Origin of the sequence: Kitasatospora sp. NPDC096140 (genome assembly GCF_040303045.1) — a bacterium.
Classification (GTDB): Bacteria; Actinomycetota; Actinomycetes; order Streptomycetales; family Streptomycetaceae; genus Kitasatospora.
This window is the reverse complement of record NZ_JBEOUW010000028.1, coordinates 54,437-69,342: the sequence shown is the minus strand read 5'-3', so window position 1 is coordinate 69,342 and position 14,906 is coordinate 54,437. Positions and strand designations below refer to the sequence as shown.

General features: G+C 73.4%; 10 protein-coding genes. 3 read left to right on the top strand and 7 right to left on the bottom strand.

From position 1 onward, the window contains the following. Positions 1 to 98: 98 nt before the first annotated feature. The 5 genes from ABT048_RS26675 to ABT048_RS26655 all read right to left on the bottom strand — a co-directional run bounded on the left by ABT048_RS26675 (position 99) and on the right by ABT048_RS26655 (position 8,153). On the bottom strand, positions 99 to 704 hold the full coding sequence (locus ABT048_RS26675) for a hypothetical protein (protein WP_350524038.1): 606 nt from the start codon (positions 702 to 704) through the stop codon (positions 99 to 101). 734 nt (positions 705 to 1,438) lie between these two features. Beyond that, positions 1,439 to 1,639: a hypothetical protein gene (locus ABT048_RS26670; protein WP_350524037.1), complete on the bottom strand. Its 201-nt coding sequence runs from the start codon at positions 1,637 to 1,639 to the stop codon at positions 1,439 to 1,441. Continuing rightward, positions 1,566 to 4,514, bottom strand: a complete 2,949-nt coding sequence (locus ABT048_RS26665) for a type 2 lanthipeptide synthetase LanM family protein (protein WP_350524036.1) — start codon at positions 4,512 to 4,514, stop codon at positions 1,566 to 1,568. Before ABT048_RS26665 ends, ABT048_RS26670 begins: the two co-directional genes overlap by 74 nt. Before the next feature lie 68 nt (positions 4,515 to 4,582). Then, complete coding sequence (locus ABT048_RS26660) at positions 4,583 to 7,546, bottom strand: ATP-binding protein (RefSeq protein WP_350524035.1); 2,964 nt, start codon at positions 7,544 to 7,546, stop codon at positions 4,583 to 4,585. A gap of 40 nt (positions 7,547 to 7,586) precedes the next feature. After that, the gene (locus ABT048_RS26655; RefSeq protein ID WP_350524034.1) at positions 7,587 to 8,153 is read right to left on the bottom strand and encodes a flavoprotein; all 567 of its coding nucleotides are present in this window, start codon (positions 8,151 to 8,153) and stop codon (positions 7,587 to 7,589) included. Positions 8,154 to 8,542: 389 nt separating this feature from the next. Between ABT048_RS26655 and ABT048_RS26650 the strand changes: the two genes are divergently transcribed. The 3 genes from ABT048_RS26650 to ABT048_RS26640 are packed head-to-tail and all read left to right on the top strand — an operon-like array spanning position 8,543 to position 12,441. After that, a complete protein-coding gene (locus tag ABT048_RS26650; RefSeq protein ID WP_350524033.1) occupies positions 8,543 to 9,694 on the top strand; it encodes a hypothetical protein in 1,152 nt (383 codons plus the stop codon). Between the two features lie 30 nt (positions 9,695 to 9,724). After that, entirely contained in the window at positions 9,725 to 11,893 is a 2,169-nt protein-coding gene (locus tag ABT048_RS26645) for a tetratricopeptide repeat protein (protein ID WP_350524032.1), read from the top strand. Beyond that, a complete protein-coding gene (locus ABT048_RS26640; protein ID WP_350524031.1) occupies positions 11,890 to 12,441 on the top strand; it encodes a flavin reductase family protein in 552 nt (183 codons plus the stop codon). The genes ABT048_RS26645 and ABT048_RS26640 overlap by 4 nt, the downstream gene beginning before the upstream one ends. Positions 12,442 to 12,551: 110 nt before the next feature. On the opposite strand, the gene ABT048_RS26635 is transcribed toward ABT048_RS26640, so the two are convergent. Beyond that, positions 12,552 to 13,727, bottom strand: coding sequence for an acyl-CoA dehydrogenase family protein (locus ABT048_RS26635; protein ID WP_350524030.1), 1,176 nt, complete (start codon positions 13,725 to 13,727; stop codon positions 12,552 to 12,554). Then, a complete protein-coding gene (locus ABT048_RS26630; RefSeq protein WP_350524029.1) occupies positions 13,724 to 14,890 on the bottom strand; it encodes an acyl-CoA dehydrogenase family protein in 1,167 nt (388 codons plus the stop codon). Before ABT048_RS26630 ends, ABT048_RS26635 begins: the two co-directional genes overlap by 4 nt. Positions 14,891 to 14,906 lie beyond the last annotated feature (16 nt).

Here is a 14,906-nt window from a genome sequence, read left to right as displayed (position 1 = left end):
GGCCGCGCCCCCCGCGGGGCCCCCCGCCTGGGCGCCCCCCCCGCCAGTGGCCGTCACCCCCGCGGGGTGACGGCCACCGAACTGGGCTCACGCCGTGGTCACTGGCACGACCACGGCGTGGTGACGTGGCCCGTCACGGTGTCCACCGCCACCGTCCTGCCCTCGCTGGGAATGCAGAAGTAGTAGGTGGGATGCGGGTTCTGCACGACGGGCTCATTGAGGTACAGGGGCTTGAACGCACCGGTGTGCCCGGCCTTGACGGCCAGATCGTGGGCCTGGACCTCCGTCATGGTGAACGGGGAGACGGCCTGGATCCCGATCGGGACGCTCCACGGCTGCGTGCTCTGGTACTGACCGGTGGTCGAGTACTTGTACTCGAAGGACGGCTCCGAGCCCTTGGCCCGGAAACGGATCCACCAGGCCTGGACGTCATCGGGGTTGGTCGTGGGTGCCAACAGGACGGCCTCCGCATCGTAGAACTGCGAGCCGGGGTGCTCCTGCTGCGCCTTCACCTTGGCCTCCCGCACGATCTGCGTGAGCGGGAGGTGGGGTGCCGCGCTGGCGGTGGACGGGGCGATCGGCAGCAGCGACAGGGCCGTGGCGGTCGCGGCGAGCCCGATCCGTGCCCGAACACGGCGGCGTGATGTCCGGCACCCGTTCAGTGCGGGTGTCGCGGGCGTGCGGGCGGTGCGCGTGGTGTTCATGTCCTTCATCTCCTTCGACCCGGACCTTGCGCGGTCACGGTGGAAGTCGACTGCCGGGTTCGGCGTGAGCGGTGGCCGACGGGCGAGAGGTCCTCGGCCGGGCTCCGCGGGGATGCAGCCTCCCGGAGTCCAACGGTAGGAAGGTCTCCGGGCACCGTCTCCCGGCCGTCATCCTCGCTGACCCGAACAGGCGAACCTCTCACCCGGAGCGATGCCCGTCCGGGGTTTCGCCGCGCGGTCCCGGCCGGCGGGCCCGATGCTGCGCCCCTCCTTGATCACTGCCGACTGTCACGCGGCGGTGACAATCCGCGCACAACCGATACGGTGAGTGGGAGCGTCCCTACAGATGACAGTCCCTGAACCACACGGCCGTGTCCAAGTGGGTCACCCTGCCGGCCTCCGTGTCCACGAACCACAACGGCTCCTACTCGCTCGGCGTGAAGCTCGGTATCAAGGGCCTGAACGAGCTGCGCATCGTCAGCGGAAGCACCGCCTCGCCCGGCCTGGGGGCCTCGGCCGTCGCACTGCTTGCCCGGAGCAACGGCCGAGGCTGCCACCAGCCCGGTGACTGGACTGCGAAGCGATCCGTCGTTCGGACTGGAGGAGAGCTTGACTTCGGGGAAACGACTCGGCGGGCAGGTCGACGTTGTCGAACCGGTGCTGCTGGATGGCCAGCTCGGTGGTGGGGCCGCCCGAGGGCGGGCCCACCACCTGGCTCGGACGATGGCGCGGTCTCAGATGACGATGCTCGCGACGGTGCTTGTGTTCGGATCCACCTGACCCAGTGCGACCACGGCAGCCGCGCCGACGGTCAGGCCGGCGAGGATCGCCACCCGCAGCCGGGCCTGGCGGGCCGCGTGGTCAGCCGCCGTGCGACGCTCGTCGGTCTCCTGCAGCTCGTTGTCCACTCTGTCGAGCAGTTCGCCGTCCATCATGGTGTTGCCCTCCCTCTTCTTCGACGGGCCCCGGTCCTGCTGCTGGTCGCAACAGCAGCACCGAGGGGATCCTGGGGCCGAAGCCGAGCCGCAGCAGGCCGTAGCCGATGCCGGCCAGTCCGGTCAGCAGGCCGGGTGTGGGCACCTCACCGGGGGTGCCGCAGCGGGCGCCTTGCTGTTCGACGGACCGCATCAGTCGAGCGGCCGTACCGCGCCGGCCGGCATCGGTCGGCTCAGGCTCCACCAGTGCTTCCAGCAGGCCGAGTTCGCCGTGGCGGAGCGAGTGGTCCGGCATCGGCACGCGGTCGGCGAGAAGGGCCTTGTGCTGGTCCGCCGTGCGGGCGCGCAGCGCCCGGCCGACCCGGTCCGGGAACCGGCCGGGGCCGTCGGCGTCCGCCGGGTCCACCGCCGCTCGCTCCCGCAGGGCCCACGCGACGCCCTCGTGGCCGTGGAGGAATCCGGGCCGCTCAGGACGAGGCCGATGGACCGCCAAGGTCCTGACAGTGTGGGCGAGTTCGGCAGCTGCCGACAGCCGCGTCTGAGCGTGCACGGCCTCGGCCGCGAGCAGGGCACCGGCCAGGCCGTCGGCGATGTCCATGGGAGCTGCCGGGTCGACGGCGGCCGTGTGAAGGGCGGCGAGGCCGGCGGGCAGGGCGGCGCTCAGCTCCGGGGAGTCCAGCAGGGTGGCGAGCCGGGCGGTGGCGTAGCTGATGCCGCCGAGCCCGGAGAAGCCGCCCGGCCCCACGGCGCGCGCGAGTTCGGGGTGCTCCGCCAAGAGCCTCAGGAGCCGGGGCAGGACGCGGACGGCCTGGTCGGCGGCCTCCTGATAGCGGACCGCCCCGGTGAGCCGGCCCAGCTCGGCGAGGAACAGCGCCGGGCCGGTGTAGCCGTCGCCGAGCGCCATGCCCATCGGCAACACCGCCCACTGTCCCGGCCCGGCCTCCTGCAGCCCGAGCCAGTTCACCCGGCCCTCGCCCCGACAAGCCCGGGCGAGCAGGTCCTCCCCGATCCCCCGTGCGAGCTCCAGCGCCCGGGCACCCAGGTCACCGTCGTAGGCGTCCTTGGATTCGGCGGCGGGGCACCAAGGACCATGGAGGCCCGGAGCATGGCGGCCCGGAGACCGTCGTCCGGCGGCCGCCAGGGAGGCGCGGATCAGCCATGCCTGCCGGTCGAGGTCGTCCTCCGACATCCCCCGGATCGTCCTGGCGGCGGCCGTCAGCCCGGATTCGTCGAGCAGTAACGGGAGTTCGCGACCGTCCCAGGTCCGCGGGGTGCGGTCGGCGGGGGTCATCGTGAAGAACGGGATGTCGCCGGCGAGCAGGTCGGTGAGTTCGTGGGGCGCCAGCACGTGCAGGTGCGGGTGGCCGGTCTCGTCGTGCAGTGCGGCGAAGGCCCGCTCCCGACCGGAGCGGTTGCGCAGCAGCTCCGGCTCGGTCGCCTCGGCGAGCAGCGTCGCATAGCTCTGGCTGGGCCGCGCGACCAGGCGCATCGTCTCACCCGCGAAGCGGGACAACAGCCCCTGCTCGCCGAGCAGTTCATGGGAATGTGCGGCAATCACCCGGTAGCCGGCGCGGAATCCGCACAGCAGCCGGTCGAGGTGGTCGGCCGGATCGGCGGGTCTCCCGGCCAGCACCGGGCGGTTGTCGGCACCCGGCCAGCGGGCCGGGCGGCGGACCAGCCGCATCAGGTCGGTGCCCGCGTCCGCCCACCCGGGCATCGGGTCCGGCGTCCACTGGTCGGCCTGGCCACCGAGTGCCGAGAGGTCGAGTGAACCGCCGTCGCCGAAGCGCGGGTTCGGCAGCACCATGGTCCGCTGCACGGACGCGGCGAGCGCCCGGGCGGCCGGATCGGCGCCGCCATCGGTGACGGGCACCCAGCACGGGTGGAACAGCGTCTCCATGTCCACCACGACCGGCTGGTCGCGCGCGGCGATGAGGTTCTCGGCATGGATGTCGACCGCGTTCACCGCGTGCAGCAGCGCGAGCTGGGCGCCGAGCCGCTCGTAGAACCGCCCGACTTCGGCTTGGGACCGGCACGGGCTCGGCGCGACGTACTCGGCCCAGCCGTACCCCGCCTGCGGCAGCAACCGGACGGCTCGCACCGCCAGTCGGGGCCGGTGTCGGCCGAACCAGGCGAGCAGGTCGTTCCACCGGGCGTGCAGACCGAGCGGGCGCGGCTTGTACACCAGGCGCCGCCCGCCGTCGAACTCCAGCACGGCGACGGACCGACCCGCCGCATGCGGGTCCCCCAGTCCGAAGCGGACCCGGGTCAACCGACCGGGCTCGCCGTCGAGCAGGGCGGCGGTGAGCTGCTCCCGGTCCGCGTGGAGCCGCTCCAGCAGTTCGGTGGCCGTGGCCACGGTGCGCATGCACCGTTCGGCCAGCAGCCGGGCCAGCACGGGATGACGGTGCAGCACCGCGCCCAGGGCCGGCCCGGCGGCGACCTCCCTCAGGAACGTGTCGAACCGCTCCCGCCCGTCCTGCCCGGTCAGGGTTCCGGCCCGGCGCGCGTGTCCCAACTCCTGTACCAGTGTGCGCCCGGCCAGCCGCACCAAGCCGCCGGCCAGGTGGCGCCGTGCACCGGCCCACACCACTCGCCGCTCCGCCGCGGCGGGGTTCGCCGCCGCGAAGTGGTCGGAGGCGGTCCGCAGGAACGGCCGCAGCGGATGCAGCAGTCGGCCCTCGGGGCCCGCCCCGGGGAGCGGGCGGACCCGCCCGCCGGGCGCCGAGCCGGCGCAACGCAGCGCCTGTTCCACCAACGTGGCCCAGTGCGGCGTCCGTCCGGGCGGCAGGGCATCGCGCTCGGCCGACGACAGTGCGGGCAGCCACCAGGCGCCGGACGCCGCAGGCAGCGGAACCGACCGAGTCGCCTGCACTGTCACTCCACTACTCTGACACACCATCACCATCTCTGACAGGGTGGCGGGTCGGATTCCCGGCAGGCCTACCGTGCGGCGAGGAAGTCCGCCACGAAATCGCACAGCCGGGCGCGGGTGGCGGAGTTGGTCTTGCCGATCAGACTGGCGATGTGTTTCTCGACCGTCCTGGGAGAGATCTGCAGCCGGGCGGCCACGGCCTTGTTGCCGACGCGTTCGACCAGCAGGCAGAAGACGTCGTACTCGCGCATGGTGACGCCGAGCGCGACGAGTTCGGCCGGAATCCGATCCGTGCCGGTGCGGCGCTGCCCGACCGGAGCGCCCAGCGAACGCAGCCGGGAGCGGCACGCGACGGCGATGGCGTCGGCACCGGAGTGGTGGAAGTACGTCTCGGCCTCGGTCAACCAGTCGCGGACTTCCCCCCATCCGTCGGTGACTGCGGCGTCGGCGACCAGACGCAGGCCGAGGTGACGAGCCGTCGGGAAGATCACCGCGTCGGCCTGCGCAGCGCGACACGCCGCCACCGCCTCGGCCGGGCGACCTTCCCGACCGTACAGGACCGCCCGGGCCAGGCCGACGAACTGCCGGTTCCACCGCATCCGGCCCGCCTGACTCGCGGTGATCCGTTCGACCTCCGCCCAGTCGGCTCGCCCGCCCAGTACGGACAGCAGCAGGACCAGCCCGTGGCTACCGGCGAGGTGGAAGTAGTTCTCCTCGTCCGGCGGGACGGCGGCGGCCAGCCGCGCGGCCAGCTCCGCCGCCTGCTCGTGGTCCTCCTCCAGCAGCGCGCAGAACAGCTCGGCCAGGCCGAGCACGAGCGGTGCCTCCCGCGACTCGCTCCCACCGCTGGCCCGGAACCGGGCGAGTGCCGCCCGCAGTTGGGGCCTGCGGGCCCGGTGGGCGGCGGCCACCGCGCGCACCATCAGGGCGTACCGGGTCACCGAGTGCAGCTGCAGCCGCTCGGTCTCGGCCCTGGAGCCGTCCAGCAGGGCCGTGGCCCGGTCGAAGTCGGCCCGCAGCACCGCGTCGAGCGCCAGCATCGCCCCGACGTTGTGCGCCAGGCTCACGCAACCGGTGCGCATCGCCTCCTGGTGGGCGTGGTGCAGCCCGTCCAGGTCGGCCTCGGCGAGCCAGGCGTTGCTGCCCAGGCCGATCAGCCCGTGGTTGTGCCAGCTCACCTGGCGGCTCTCGGCGGCCATCCGCAGCGTGCGGCGGAAGCACTGGTCGGATTCGGCCAGGGAGCGCCCACGGGTCGCGAAACCCATCGCGTACCACGCCTGGCAGGCCAGTGCGTGGTCACCGCGCTGTTCCGCGCCCTCGATCGCCCGGCGCGCCAGTTGCTCGCTGCGGCCGATCCGCCCCTGCTCCGCTGTCGACACCATCAGGTAGGCCTCGACCACATCGATGCCCGCGGTGTCCCGCGCACCCGCCCCCTCGGGCAGCAGCTCCCGGGCCGCGCGGACCTGTTCCAGTCCCACGTCCCACTGCCCGGCCACCTGCGCCGCCCAGGCCAGCCGCACGTGCAGCTCGACCCGGCGTCCCGGATCGGCCTCGACATCGGCCCGGCGCAGTTGCTGCGCCACTTCGGTGGCCCGGTCGAGCCGGCCGTCGTCCGCCAGGGCGAGCAGCAGGGTCTCCAGCAACTCCCGTCGCACGCCGGCCGGTACGGCGTCGTCGGGCGGACGGATGTCCGATCCGTCGACGGGCCCCAAGGCCGACCGGGCTTCGTGCAGCACCGCGATCGCCGTTCCGGGCCCGTGGCCGGCCAGGGCACGGCGGGCCACCTCCAGGTAGCGGACGGCGGCGGTCCGGCGGTCCCCCGCCTGCCCGTGCAGCCGCGCGGCCAGTAGGCACCACGTGCCGGGCAGGCTCGGGTCGAGCTCGTTCATGGCCGCCACGGCCCGGGCGGCGAGCTCGGCCCGGTCGGCCGGCGTGAGCCGGTCGAGCAGCGCCTCCTGGGTCAGCGGATGTTCGAAGGCGTACCAGTCCGGCCCACGCTCGTCGTCCGGCACCAGCAGGCCGTCGACGACGGCGGAGCGCAGCGAGCCGGCGGGTTCGGGGTCGTCCGGCGCGGCGCAGCGCCGCGCCACCGACAACGGGAAGCTGCGGCCCAGCACTGCGGCGGCCGACAGCAGCTGGAGCGTCTGCGGTCCGAGCCGCTCCGCCCGCTGCTCGACCGCCCGGACCAGGCTGAACGGGATGGCCGCGCGGCTGGTGCCGACCAGCTGCCAGTGGTTCTCGGTGTGGACGAGTCGGCCCTCGGCGCGCATGCCGCGGATCAACTCGACTGCGGTGAAGGGGATTCCACTGCTGTCGGCGAGCACCCGGTCGGACACCGCCACCGGCAGCTCGTCCGGCGGGCAGTCGAGACAGCTCGCGGTCAGCGCGTGCACCTGCGCCGCACCGAGCCGGCCGAGTCTCACCAGGCCGGCTTCCCCGCGCTGGGCCAGCGTGTCCGCGAGCGCGTGGGCGGCGCCGGGCGTGTCCCGCAGGGTGGCGACGACGGCGACCGGCAGCAGGGCCAGGTTGGCCGCCAGGTACTCCAGGACCGCCAGCGTCTCGACGTCCGCGTCGTGCAGGTCGTCGATGACGAGCAGGCAGCCGCGCTCCCGGCCGCAGGCGGCGGCCAGCCGGAGCACGGCCTCGGCCAGTACGATCGGCGACCGGTCGCAGGCGTCCCCGATCGCCCACTCGGGTACCAGACGGCCGAGCACGGGCAGGTACGGTCCGAGCGCGTCGGTGGGCGGCGCGCCACCGGCCCGGGCGAGTGACAGCAGTGCCTCGGTGAGCGACCGGTACGGCACGGCCGGGCCGGTGGCGATGCAGCGGCCCTTGAGCACGGTCATCCCGGCCTCCCGGGCCAGCGTGATCGCCTCGCCGGCCAGCCTGGTCTTCCCGATCCCCGGCTCTCCGGTCACGCACACCGTGCCACCCACCGACTTCCGCGCGTCCTGCAGTGCGCGGTCCAGCAGGGCGAGTTCGTCCTCGCGTCCGACGAGTCCACTGAACCGGTCCACGCGCGGTTCCGTCATCGTGCCCCCCTCCGGTCTGCTGATCCGATCAAGGGGGACCCTATGCCGACTCGTCGTCGCCGTTGAGGGCCTCCTCCAGCCACTTCACGACCGTCTCGGCGGCCTCGTCGGGGCCCTGCACGGCGGGCCCGACGCCGTTCTCCTGCTGCCACAGCACGAACATCTCGCGCTCGGTCGGCTCGACCACGGTGTGGCCGTCGGCGCGCAGCGTGCTGACGTGACGCCGGGTCGCGGGCTTGCGCCACATCGAGCCGTTCATGTTCGGGAAGAACAGTGCGGGCCGCTCGTGGGCCAGCAGGACCGTCTGGGCCGGCGTGGCGGCCAGCCCGAGGGCGGCCGCGGCCAGGGTGTTGGCGGTGGCGGGCAGCACCACCAGGCCGAGCGAGCGGTGCGCGAACTCGGTGGGGTTGAGGGCCGGGTCGTCGGCGACGTACACCTCGTCCGCGTGCCAGGCCAGTACCTGGGGCTGGACGAAGCGCGCGGCGCTCGCGGTCAGCAGGACCCGTAGCGGCAGGTCGATCTCCTGGCGGAGGAAGACGAGGTAGTTCGGCAGGTCCTTGGCCACGATCGAGCCACAGGCGATCACGGAGAGGGCGTCATTTCGCATGGCATGGATGGTGTCCGAGCCCGGCCGCCCCGGTATGGGGATCGGGCCCCCGTTTTCCGTCCCGGCCGCCGACGGGAAGACGGGGACCGACTACCCATGTCCGCCCACCCGGCGCCGTGCCATCGTCTGACTCGCCGATCCGCCGGCAGGGCGGGACGGCGCCAACCCACCTCTTCATCAAGGGAGTCGAACCATGAAGAAGATCACTGTGCGCAAGACCGGTTCCATCAAGCTCACCTCGCCGGCGTCCTACGTCCTGGTGGTCTGCTGACCCGGTGATACCCCCGGGCCTGCGTGCAGCACAGCACGCAGGCCCGGGTTCGTCCCGCCGCCCCGTCCGGGAGTCCCGCACCCCTCCGAGCGGGCCGCACCCCTCCGAGGGAGAGATCATGGCGACCGCCGACCTCGCGTTCCATCCGCTCACCTTCGTCACCGAACGCGACGGCACGATGGTGGGCCGGCCCGACACCGGGTCCTTCGCGCTGCTCCCGGAGGACGGCGCGGCGCTGCTGCGACGCCTGGCCGACGGCATGCCGCTCGCCGAGGCCGCCGCCTGGTACCACGCGACCTACGGAGAGCCGGTCGACCTGGCCGACTTCGTCGAGACCATGCGCGATCTCGGCTTCGTCCACGAGTCCGGCGCCGCCGCCGAGCCCGCGCCCGTACGCTTCCAGGCCTGGGGACGTGCCATGTTCTCGCCGCTCGGCTGGAGCTGTTACGCGCTGATCACCGCACTGGCGATCGCGGCGATGATCCACGAGCCCCGACTGCAACCGCACACCCGGAACGTGTTCTTCGTCCCGTCCCTGGTCGCGGTGGAGGTGACCCTCGCCGTGCTGCAGATGCCGCTCATGCTCTGGCACGAGGGGTGGCACGTCCTGGCCGGCCGCAGGCTCGGCCTGCCCACCGGTCTGGGCATCGGACGACGGCTCTACTTCGTGGTCTTCGAGACCCGGCTCGACGCGCTGTTCGGTGTGCGGCCCGCGCAGCGCCATCTGCCCTTCCTGGCCGGGATGCTCGGCGAGGTCGTGCTCTTCGGCGTGCTCACCCTCGCGGCGGCGGCCGACCTCGCGACCGGACCGTCCTGGGCCGGGCGGTTCGCCCTCGCCGTGGCGTACCTGATCCTGCCCCGGCTGGCCTGGCAGTTCCTGATCTTCCTGCGCACCGACCTCTACTACGTCCTCGCCACGGCCCTGGGCTGCGCCAACCTGCACGAGGTGGGTTCGGCCTACCTGCGCCACCGTCTGGGCCGGGGCCGGGGCGGCTGGGCGGAGGACCGCTGGTCGGCGCGGGAGCGGGCGCTGGCGCCCTGGTTCGCCCTGCTGACCGCGATCGGCACCGCCGTCCTGCTGGTCGCCGCCGTGTTCACCGTCGTCCTGCCGACCGTGACGTTCGCCCAGCGACTCGCCGACGGCATCGCGCACCGCTCGCTGGGCGACAGCCGGCTCTGGGACGCCGCCGTCGCCCTGCTCGTCATCGTCGTCCAGGTCGTCGTGCTGCCCCTGCTGGTCGGCCGCAGGCAACGCCGCGCCGCCGCGTGACCGGCCCGCGCACTCACGAAAGGAAAACCCGTGACCTCTCACACCTGGCGCCTCCAGCCCGAAGGCACCGCGCACGACGATCGGTACGACGACCGGTACGACGCCCGGTACGACGCCCGAGCCGACTGCCACCGGCGGCTGCGCGGACCGTACACCGGTCTGGGCACACTGCTGCGCTCACTGGTGCCGGATGCGCACCGGGCCCGCCCGGAGCTCGTGGCGCGCCACGCCGTCGAAATCCTGTCCGCCGCTCCGGAGCTCAAGGACCTGATCGGCGCCGGACCGCAGACCCTCACCTCGCTGGCCGTGCCCAACGAGCGCACCCGCCTCTACCCGGCGAAGCGCACCCGCCGTCTCGCCCACGGCATCGTCGAGTTCCTGCACGGCCACGCCCGCGAGCTCGGCCGCGCGCTGGCCCTGCGCTTCGACCGGGTCGACGAAGCCGATCACACCGACCAGGAGTTCCTCGCCATCCTGCTGCGCCGGGCCCTGCCGGACCTGCTGATGGTCACCGTGCACACCGGCGGCGCCGACCTGATCCCCGAACTCACCACGGCCCTCGCCACCCGTGCCACCCGTGCCGCTGACACGGACGCCCAACATCCGGACGAGCACGTGGATCTGACGGATCATCACAAGCTGGCCCAGGCGTACGTCGAGTCCGACGGCACCTCCCACGACCCCGCCGAAGAAGCCGCCTACCACCGCCTCGACGCCGGCGAGCGGGCCCGACTGCACGACCAGCGGGCGGCCGAGCTGCGCCGCCGCGGAGACTGGAGCCTGTCTCTCGGGGCGATCCCCTATCACCTGGAGCACGGCAGCGACCGGGAAGCGGCCGCCGACGCGTTCTTCGAAGCCGCCGAGTACCTGGTCTCGATGGGCTTCTACCACGCGCTGCTCGACGTGGCCGGACGTGGCACGGCCCTGGTGGACCTGGCCGAGGAGCCCCGGAAGTACTGGATGCTGGCCACCAAGGTCACCACCGCACTGGCGATCCTCGGCCGGCCGGAGGAGGCCGAACGGCGCTACATCGAGCTGCGCGCCATGTTCCGACAGCCGATGCTGCACATCTTCTCCGGCTACGCCCTCGCCATGCTCTACACCCGCTACTACCCGGCCGAGCACAAGGACCACCAGCTGGCCAAGGCCCACCTGCACAACGTGCTCGCGATGGCCTCCCTCCTGCCGGACCACGACCAGCGCGTCTTCCAGTCGGTGTTCAACCGCAACGGCCTGGCCCTGGTGGAGCTCCAGCTCGGCAACCCGACCGAGGCGCTGCGCCTGGTCAGCACCGGTCTGGCCGACATCGACCGCGAACTCCCCGCCGAGAAACACCGCTTGCACCGCTCCGTGCTGGTGCACAACCGGGGCCGGGTGTACACGGCGCTCGGCCGCCTGGAGGAGGCGCTGGCCGACATCGACACCGTCATCGAGCTGGATCCCAACTACCCGGACTACTACTTCGACCGGGCCGACCTGCGGCGCCGGATGGGCGACCTGCCCGGCGCGTTGGCCGACTACAGTGAGTCGATCACCTTCGCCGCGCCGTTCTGGGAGATGCACTACAACCGGGCCGACCTGCGCCTGGAACTGGGCGACCTGGCAGGCGCGATCGCGGACCTGACGTACGTACTCGATCTGGAACCCGACGAGTTGGACGCCCGGATCAACCTCGCCAGCCTGCTGCGGGAGCAGGGCGATGCGGCGGGATCGCTGACCCAGGTCGAGGAGGGGCTGCGCCACCACCCGGGCGACGCCCGCCTGTTGTCCGCCCGGGGGCTACTGGCGCTGGACGCGGGCGACGACCGGGCGGCGCTGCGCGACTTCGACCTGGCGCTGACCGCCGAGCCGGACCTGGTGAGCGCGCTGGCCAACCGCGCGACCCTGGCCCTGGAGACGGGCGACCACGGCACCGCGGTCGCGGACCTCACCCGGGCGCTGGCGATCGAGGCCGACAATCCGGACCTGCTCTACAACCGTGGTTACGTCCACCAGAGCGCCGGTGACTGGGAGTCGGCCCGCCAGGACTACACCGCCGCACTGCTGCTGCCCGGCGCCGACCGAGCCGACCTGCTGCGACAGCGCGCCGAATGCCAGCTCGCACTGGGCGATCCGACGGCACATCAGGCCGACCTGGCGGCGGCCGAGTCGGCCGCGAGCTCGGCGAACGCGGTCGCGGATCCGGTGAGGGTGTCGTGACGGCCGGGCCGGACCCCGGCACCGTGACCGGTCCGGTGCCGCCCCGGCCGGAGACCCCGGCCGTCACCGGACCGGCCCTGCGGAGCGTCATGCGCCGCTGGGCCACGGGGGTCGCCCTGGTCACCGCCACGACCCAGGGCCGGCCGACCGGTTGCACGGCCAGCTCCTTCACCTCGGTCTCGCTCAGCCCGCCGCTCGTACTGGTGTCGCTGCGCCGGAGCAGCCGCACCCTGGCCGCGATCACCGGCCAGGGCGCCTTCGGCATCAACCTGCTCGGCCGCCATCACCAGGACCTGGCCGACCGGTTCGCCACCGCACCGGCCGAACAGCGGTTCGCCGGGATCGGCCACCGGCTGGTCCGGGACGTCCCGGTGATCGACGAGGCGATGGCGGCCCTGGTGTGCCGGGTCGAGCGCACCGTCGCCGCCGCCGACCACCTGCTCGTACTGGGGCAGCCCCTGTGGTGCGACCGGAACGGCGCCGCCGACCCCCTGGTGCACTTCGGAAGCCACTACCAGTGTCTGGCCGTCGGATCAGAACCAGCGTGATCCGGGTTGCTCGCCCGAGGACGGAGCGAGGCGGATCCGGCGGCCGACGGGCTGACCTCCCGTCAGCTCACCGCTGCGGCCCGGCTCGCCCCCGCGGCGCTGCTCGCCGCTCAGGCGCCGGTCACCAGCGGCCAGAGCCGATCGCTGCCGTCCTCGACCACCCGGCGGCCGATCCGGCGGGCCCAGGCCTGCTCGGTGCCGTCCTCGTCGCGCCACGACCACAGCCGGGTGGTGGACAGGTGGAGCCGGCTGAGTTCGGTGAAGCCGATCGCGCCGTGCAACTGGTGGGCGATCCGGGTGATCTCGGCGACCGAGGCGCAGGCCTGCGCGGCGGCGACCCAGGCGGCGAACTCGGCGGAGTCCGGATCGGCCAGGGCGGCGGCCGCCGCCTCGACGGCCGCGCCGACCAGGGCCGCCTCCTCGATCAGCCTGGCCTCCTCCTGCTTGACCGCCTGGAAGTGACTCAGCGGGCGGCCGAACTGCACGCGGGAGCCGGTGTGGGCGATGGTCAGGTCGACGCAGCGGCGGGCCGCGCCGGCGATCAGGGCGGCCCGGGCCAGCCCGGAGCGCCACTGCGCCTGACGGGCCAGCGTGGCCGGGATCCGGCGCACCCGCTCGGCGGGAACGGCCACGTCGATCAGCACCAGGTCGTCCCGCGGCTCGCCCGCCAGGTTGGTGCCCTCGACCCGCAGCAGGTCGACGGCGTCGAGGAGCAGCAGGACGGGCCCGGTGGACGGCCCCACGGTCAGTACCACCACGGCGTCGGCCGCGCCGGCCCACGCCACCCGGCGCAGCGTGCCGCTGACCCGCAGGGCGTCGTCGGTCCCGCCCGCGCCCAGGGGGCCGACCCGGCCGGCGGTGTCCACGTTCGCGAACCGCACGTCCAGCGGGCCGGCGGTGACCGCGAGCGGCCCGTCCGGTGCGGTGAGCCCGGCCGCGGCCAGCAGCGGGCGGGCGACCAGCAGGGTCTCGGCGAGCGGCCCCGGGGTGCTGCGGTAGCCGGCCTCGCGGGCCAGCGCCACCAGGACGGCCGGGTCCGCGTCGGGCGGCGGCAGGGCGCCGGCGGCGCGCAGCCCGTACCAGACCGCCCGGGCGGACTCGGCGGGCCACTCGCCGGTGCCGGCCAGTACGGCGCGGGCGCGTTCGACCGACTGCTCGGTGACGGGATCCGTGCGCGCCGGGGTCCGGGTGCCCGCCGGGCAGTCACCGCTCATCGGGTTCCCGCTACTCATCGGGTTCTCGCTGGTCATCGGGTTCTCGCTGCTCATCGGCTTTTTGTTGGTCATCGCGACGCCTCCAGGCCTCGGGTGATGATTCCGCGCAGGATCTCGTTGGTGCCGCCGCGCAGGGTGTAGCCCGGTGAGTGCAGGATCGCGGTGGCGAGCAGTTCGGGGTAGCTGCCGCGGGTGGCGTCGAACCGGGCGGCGACCGGCAGGATCTCGCGGGCCTCGTTGACGAGTTCGCCCTCGAACCGGGTGCCGAGGTCCTTGACCAGCGCGGCCTGCACGTCGGCCGGGTGGCCCGCCTCCAGCGCGGCGGCCACGCCCAGCGACAGCTGCCGGATCGAGGCCAGCCGCGCGGTGAGCCGGCCGACCCGGGCGTGCTGCTCCGGCGTGCACGCGGTCTGCCGCAGCTCGCCGACCAGGGCGAGCAGCAGCGGCAGCGTGGACAGGAACCGCTCGGGCCCGCTGCGCTCCAGGGCCAGCTCTCCGGTGACCTGCCGCCAGCCGTCACCGGGCCTGCCGAGCAGCGCGTCGTCGGCGAGCTCGACGCCGTCCAGTCGGACGTGGTTGAAGGTGTGCTCTCCGCTGAGCAGCCGGATCGGCTCGACCCGGATGCGCGGGTCGCGAAGGTCGACGATGAACTGGCTCAGCCCGGCGTGCCGGTCGCCGGATTCGCCGGCGGCCTCCCCGGTGCGGGCGAGCACGATCGCGTAGTCGTTGACGTGCGCGCCGCCGGTCCACATCTTGGTGCCGGTCAACCGCCAGCCGTCACCGGTCCGTTCGGCCCGGGTACGCACCGAGGCGAGGTCCGAGCCGCTGTCCTGCTCGCTCATTCCGATGGAGAAGAAGCACTGTCCGGCGGCGATCCGGGGCAGGAAGCGGCGCCGCTGCTCCTCGGTGCCGTGGCGCAGGATGGACGGCCCGGCCTGCCGGTCGGCGACCCAGTGGGCCGAGACCGGGGCGCCGGCCGCCAGCAACTCCTCGATGACGACGTAGCGTTCGAGGTTGCCGCGGCCGCGGCCGCCGTAGTCGCGCGGCAGTGCCATGCCGACCCAGCCGCGCTCGGCCAGTCGGCGGCTGAAGGCCGGGTCCCAGCCGGTCAGCCAGGAGTCGGGTCGGCCCATGATGGTGCCGGCGGCCCGTTCGGTGTTCAGGAAGTCGCGCACCTCCGTGCGCAATTCGGCTGCTTTGTCGGGGAGTTGAACGGACGAGTGATGACTGGTCATATCGGCTGCTCCTTGT

Excerpts from the sequence above, each read along its gene's own strand:
- ABT048_RS26675 (WP_350524038.1), bottom strand. The coding sequence starts at position 704 with ATGAACACCACGCGCACCGCCCGCACGCCCGCGACACCCGCACTGAAC.
- ABT048_RS26670 (WP_350524037.1), bottom strand. The coding sequence starts at position 1,639 with ATGATGGACGGCGAACTGCTCGACAGAGTGGACAACGAGCTGCAGGAG.
- ABT048_RS26660 (WP_350524035.1), bottom strand. The coding sequence starts at position 7,546 with ATGACGGAACCGCGCGTGGACCGGTTCAGTGGACTCGTCGGACGCGAG.
- ABT048_RS26655 (WP_350524034.1), bottom strand. The coding sequence starts at position 8,153 with ATGCGAAATGACGCCCTCTCCGTGATCGCCTGTGGCTCGATCGTGGCC.
- ABT048_RS26650 (WP_350524033.1), top strand. The coding sequence starts at position 8,543 with ATGGCGACCGCCGACCTCGCGTTCCATCCGCTCACCTTCGTCACCGAA.
- ABT048_RS26635 (WP_350524030.1), bottom strand. The coding sequence starts at position 13,727 with ATGACCAACAAAAAGCCGATGAGCAGCGAGAACCCGATGACCAGCGAG.
- ABT048_RS26630 (WP_350524029.1), bottom strand. The coding sequence starts at position 14,890 with ATGACCAGTCATCACTCGTCCGTTCAACTCCCCGACAAAGCAGCCGAA.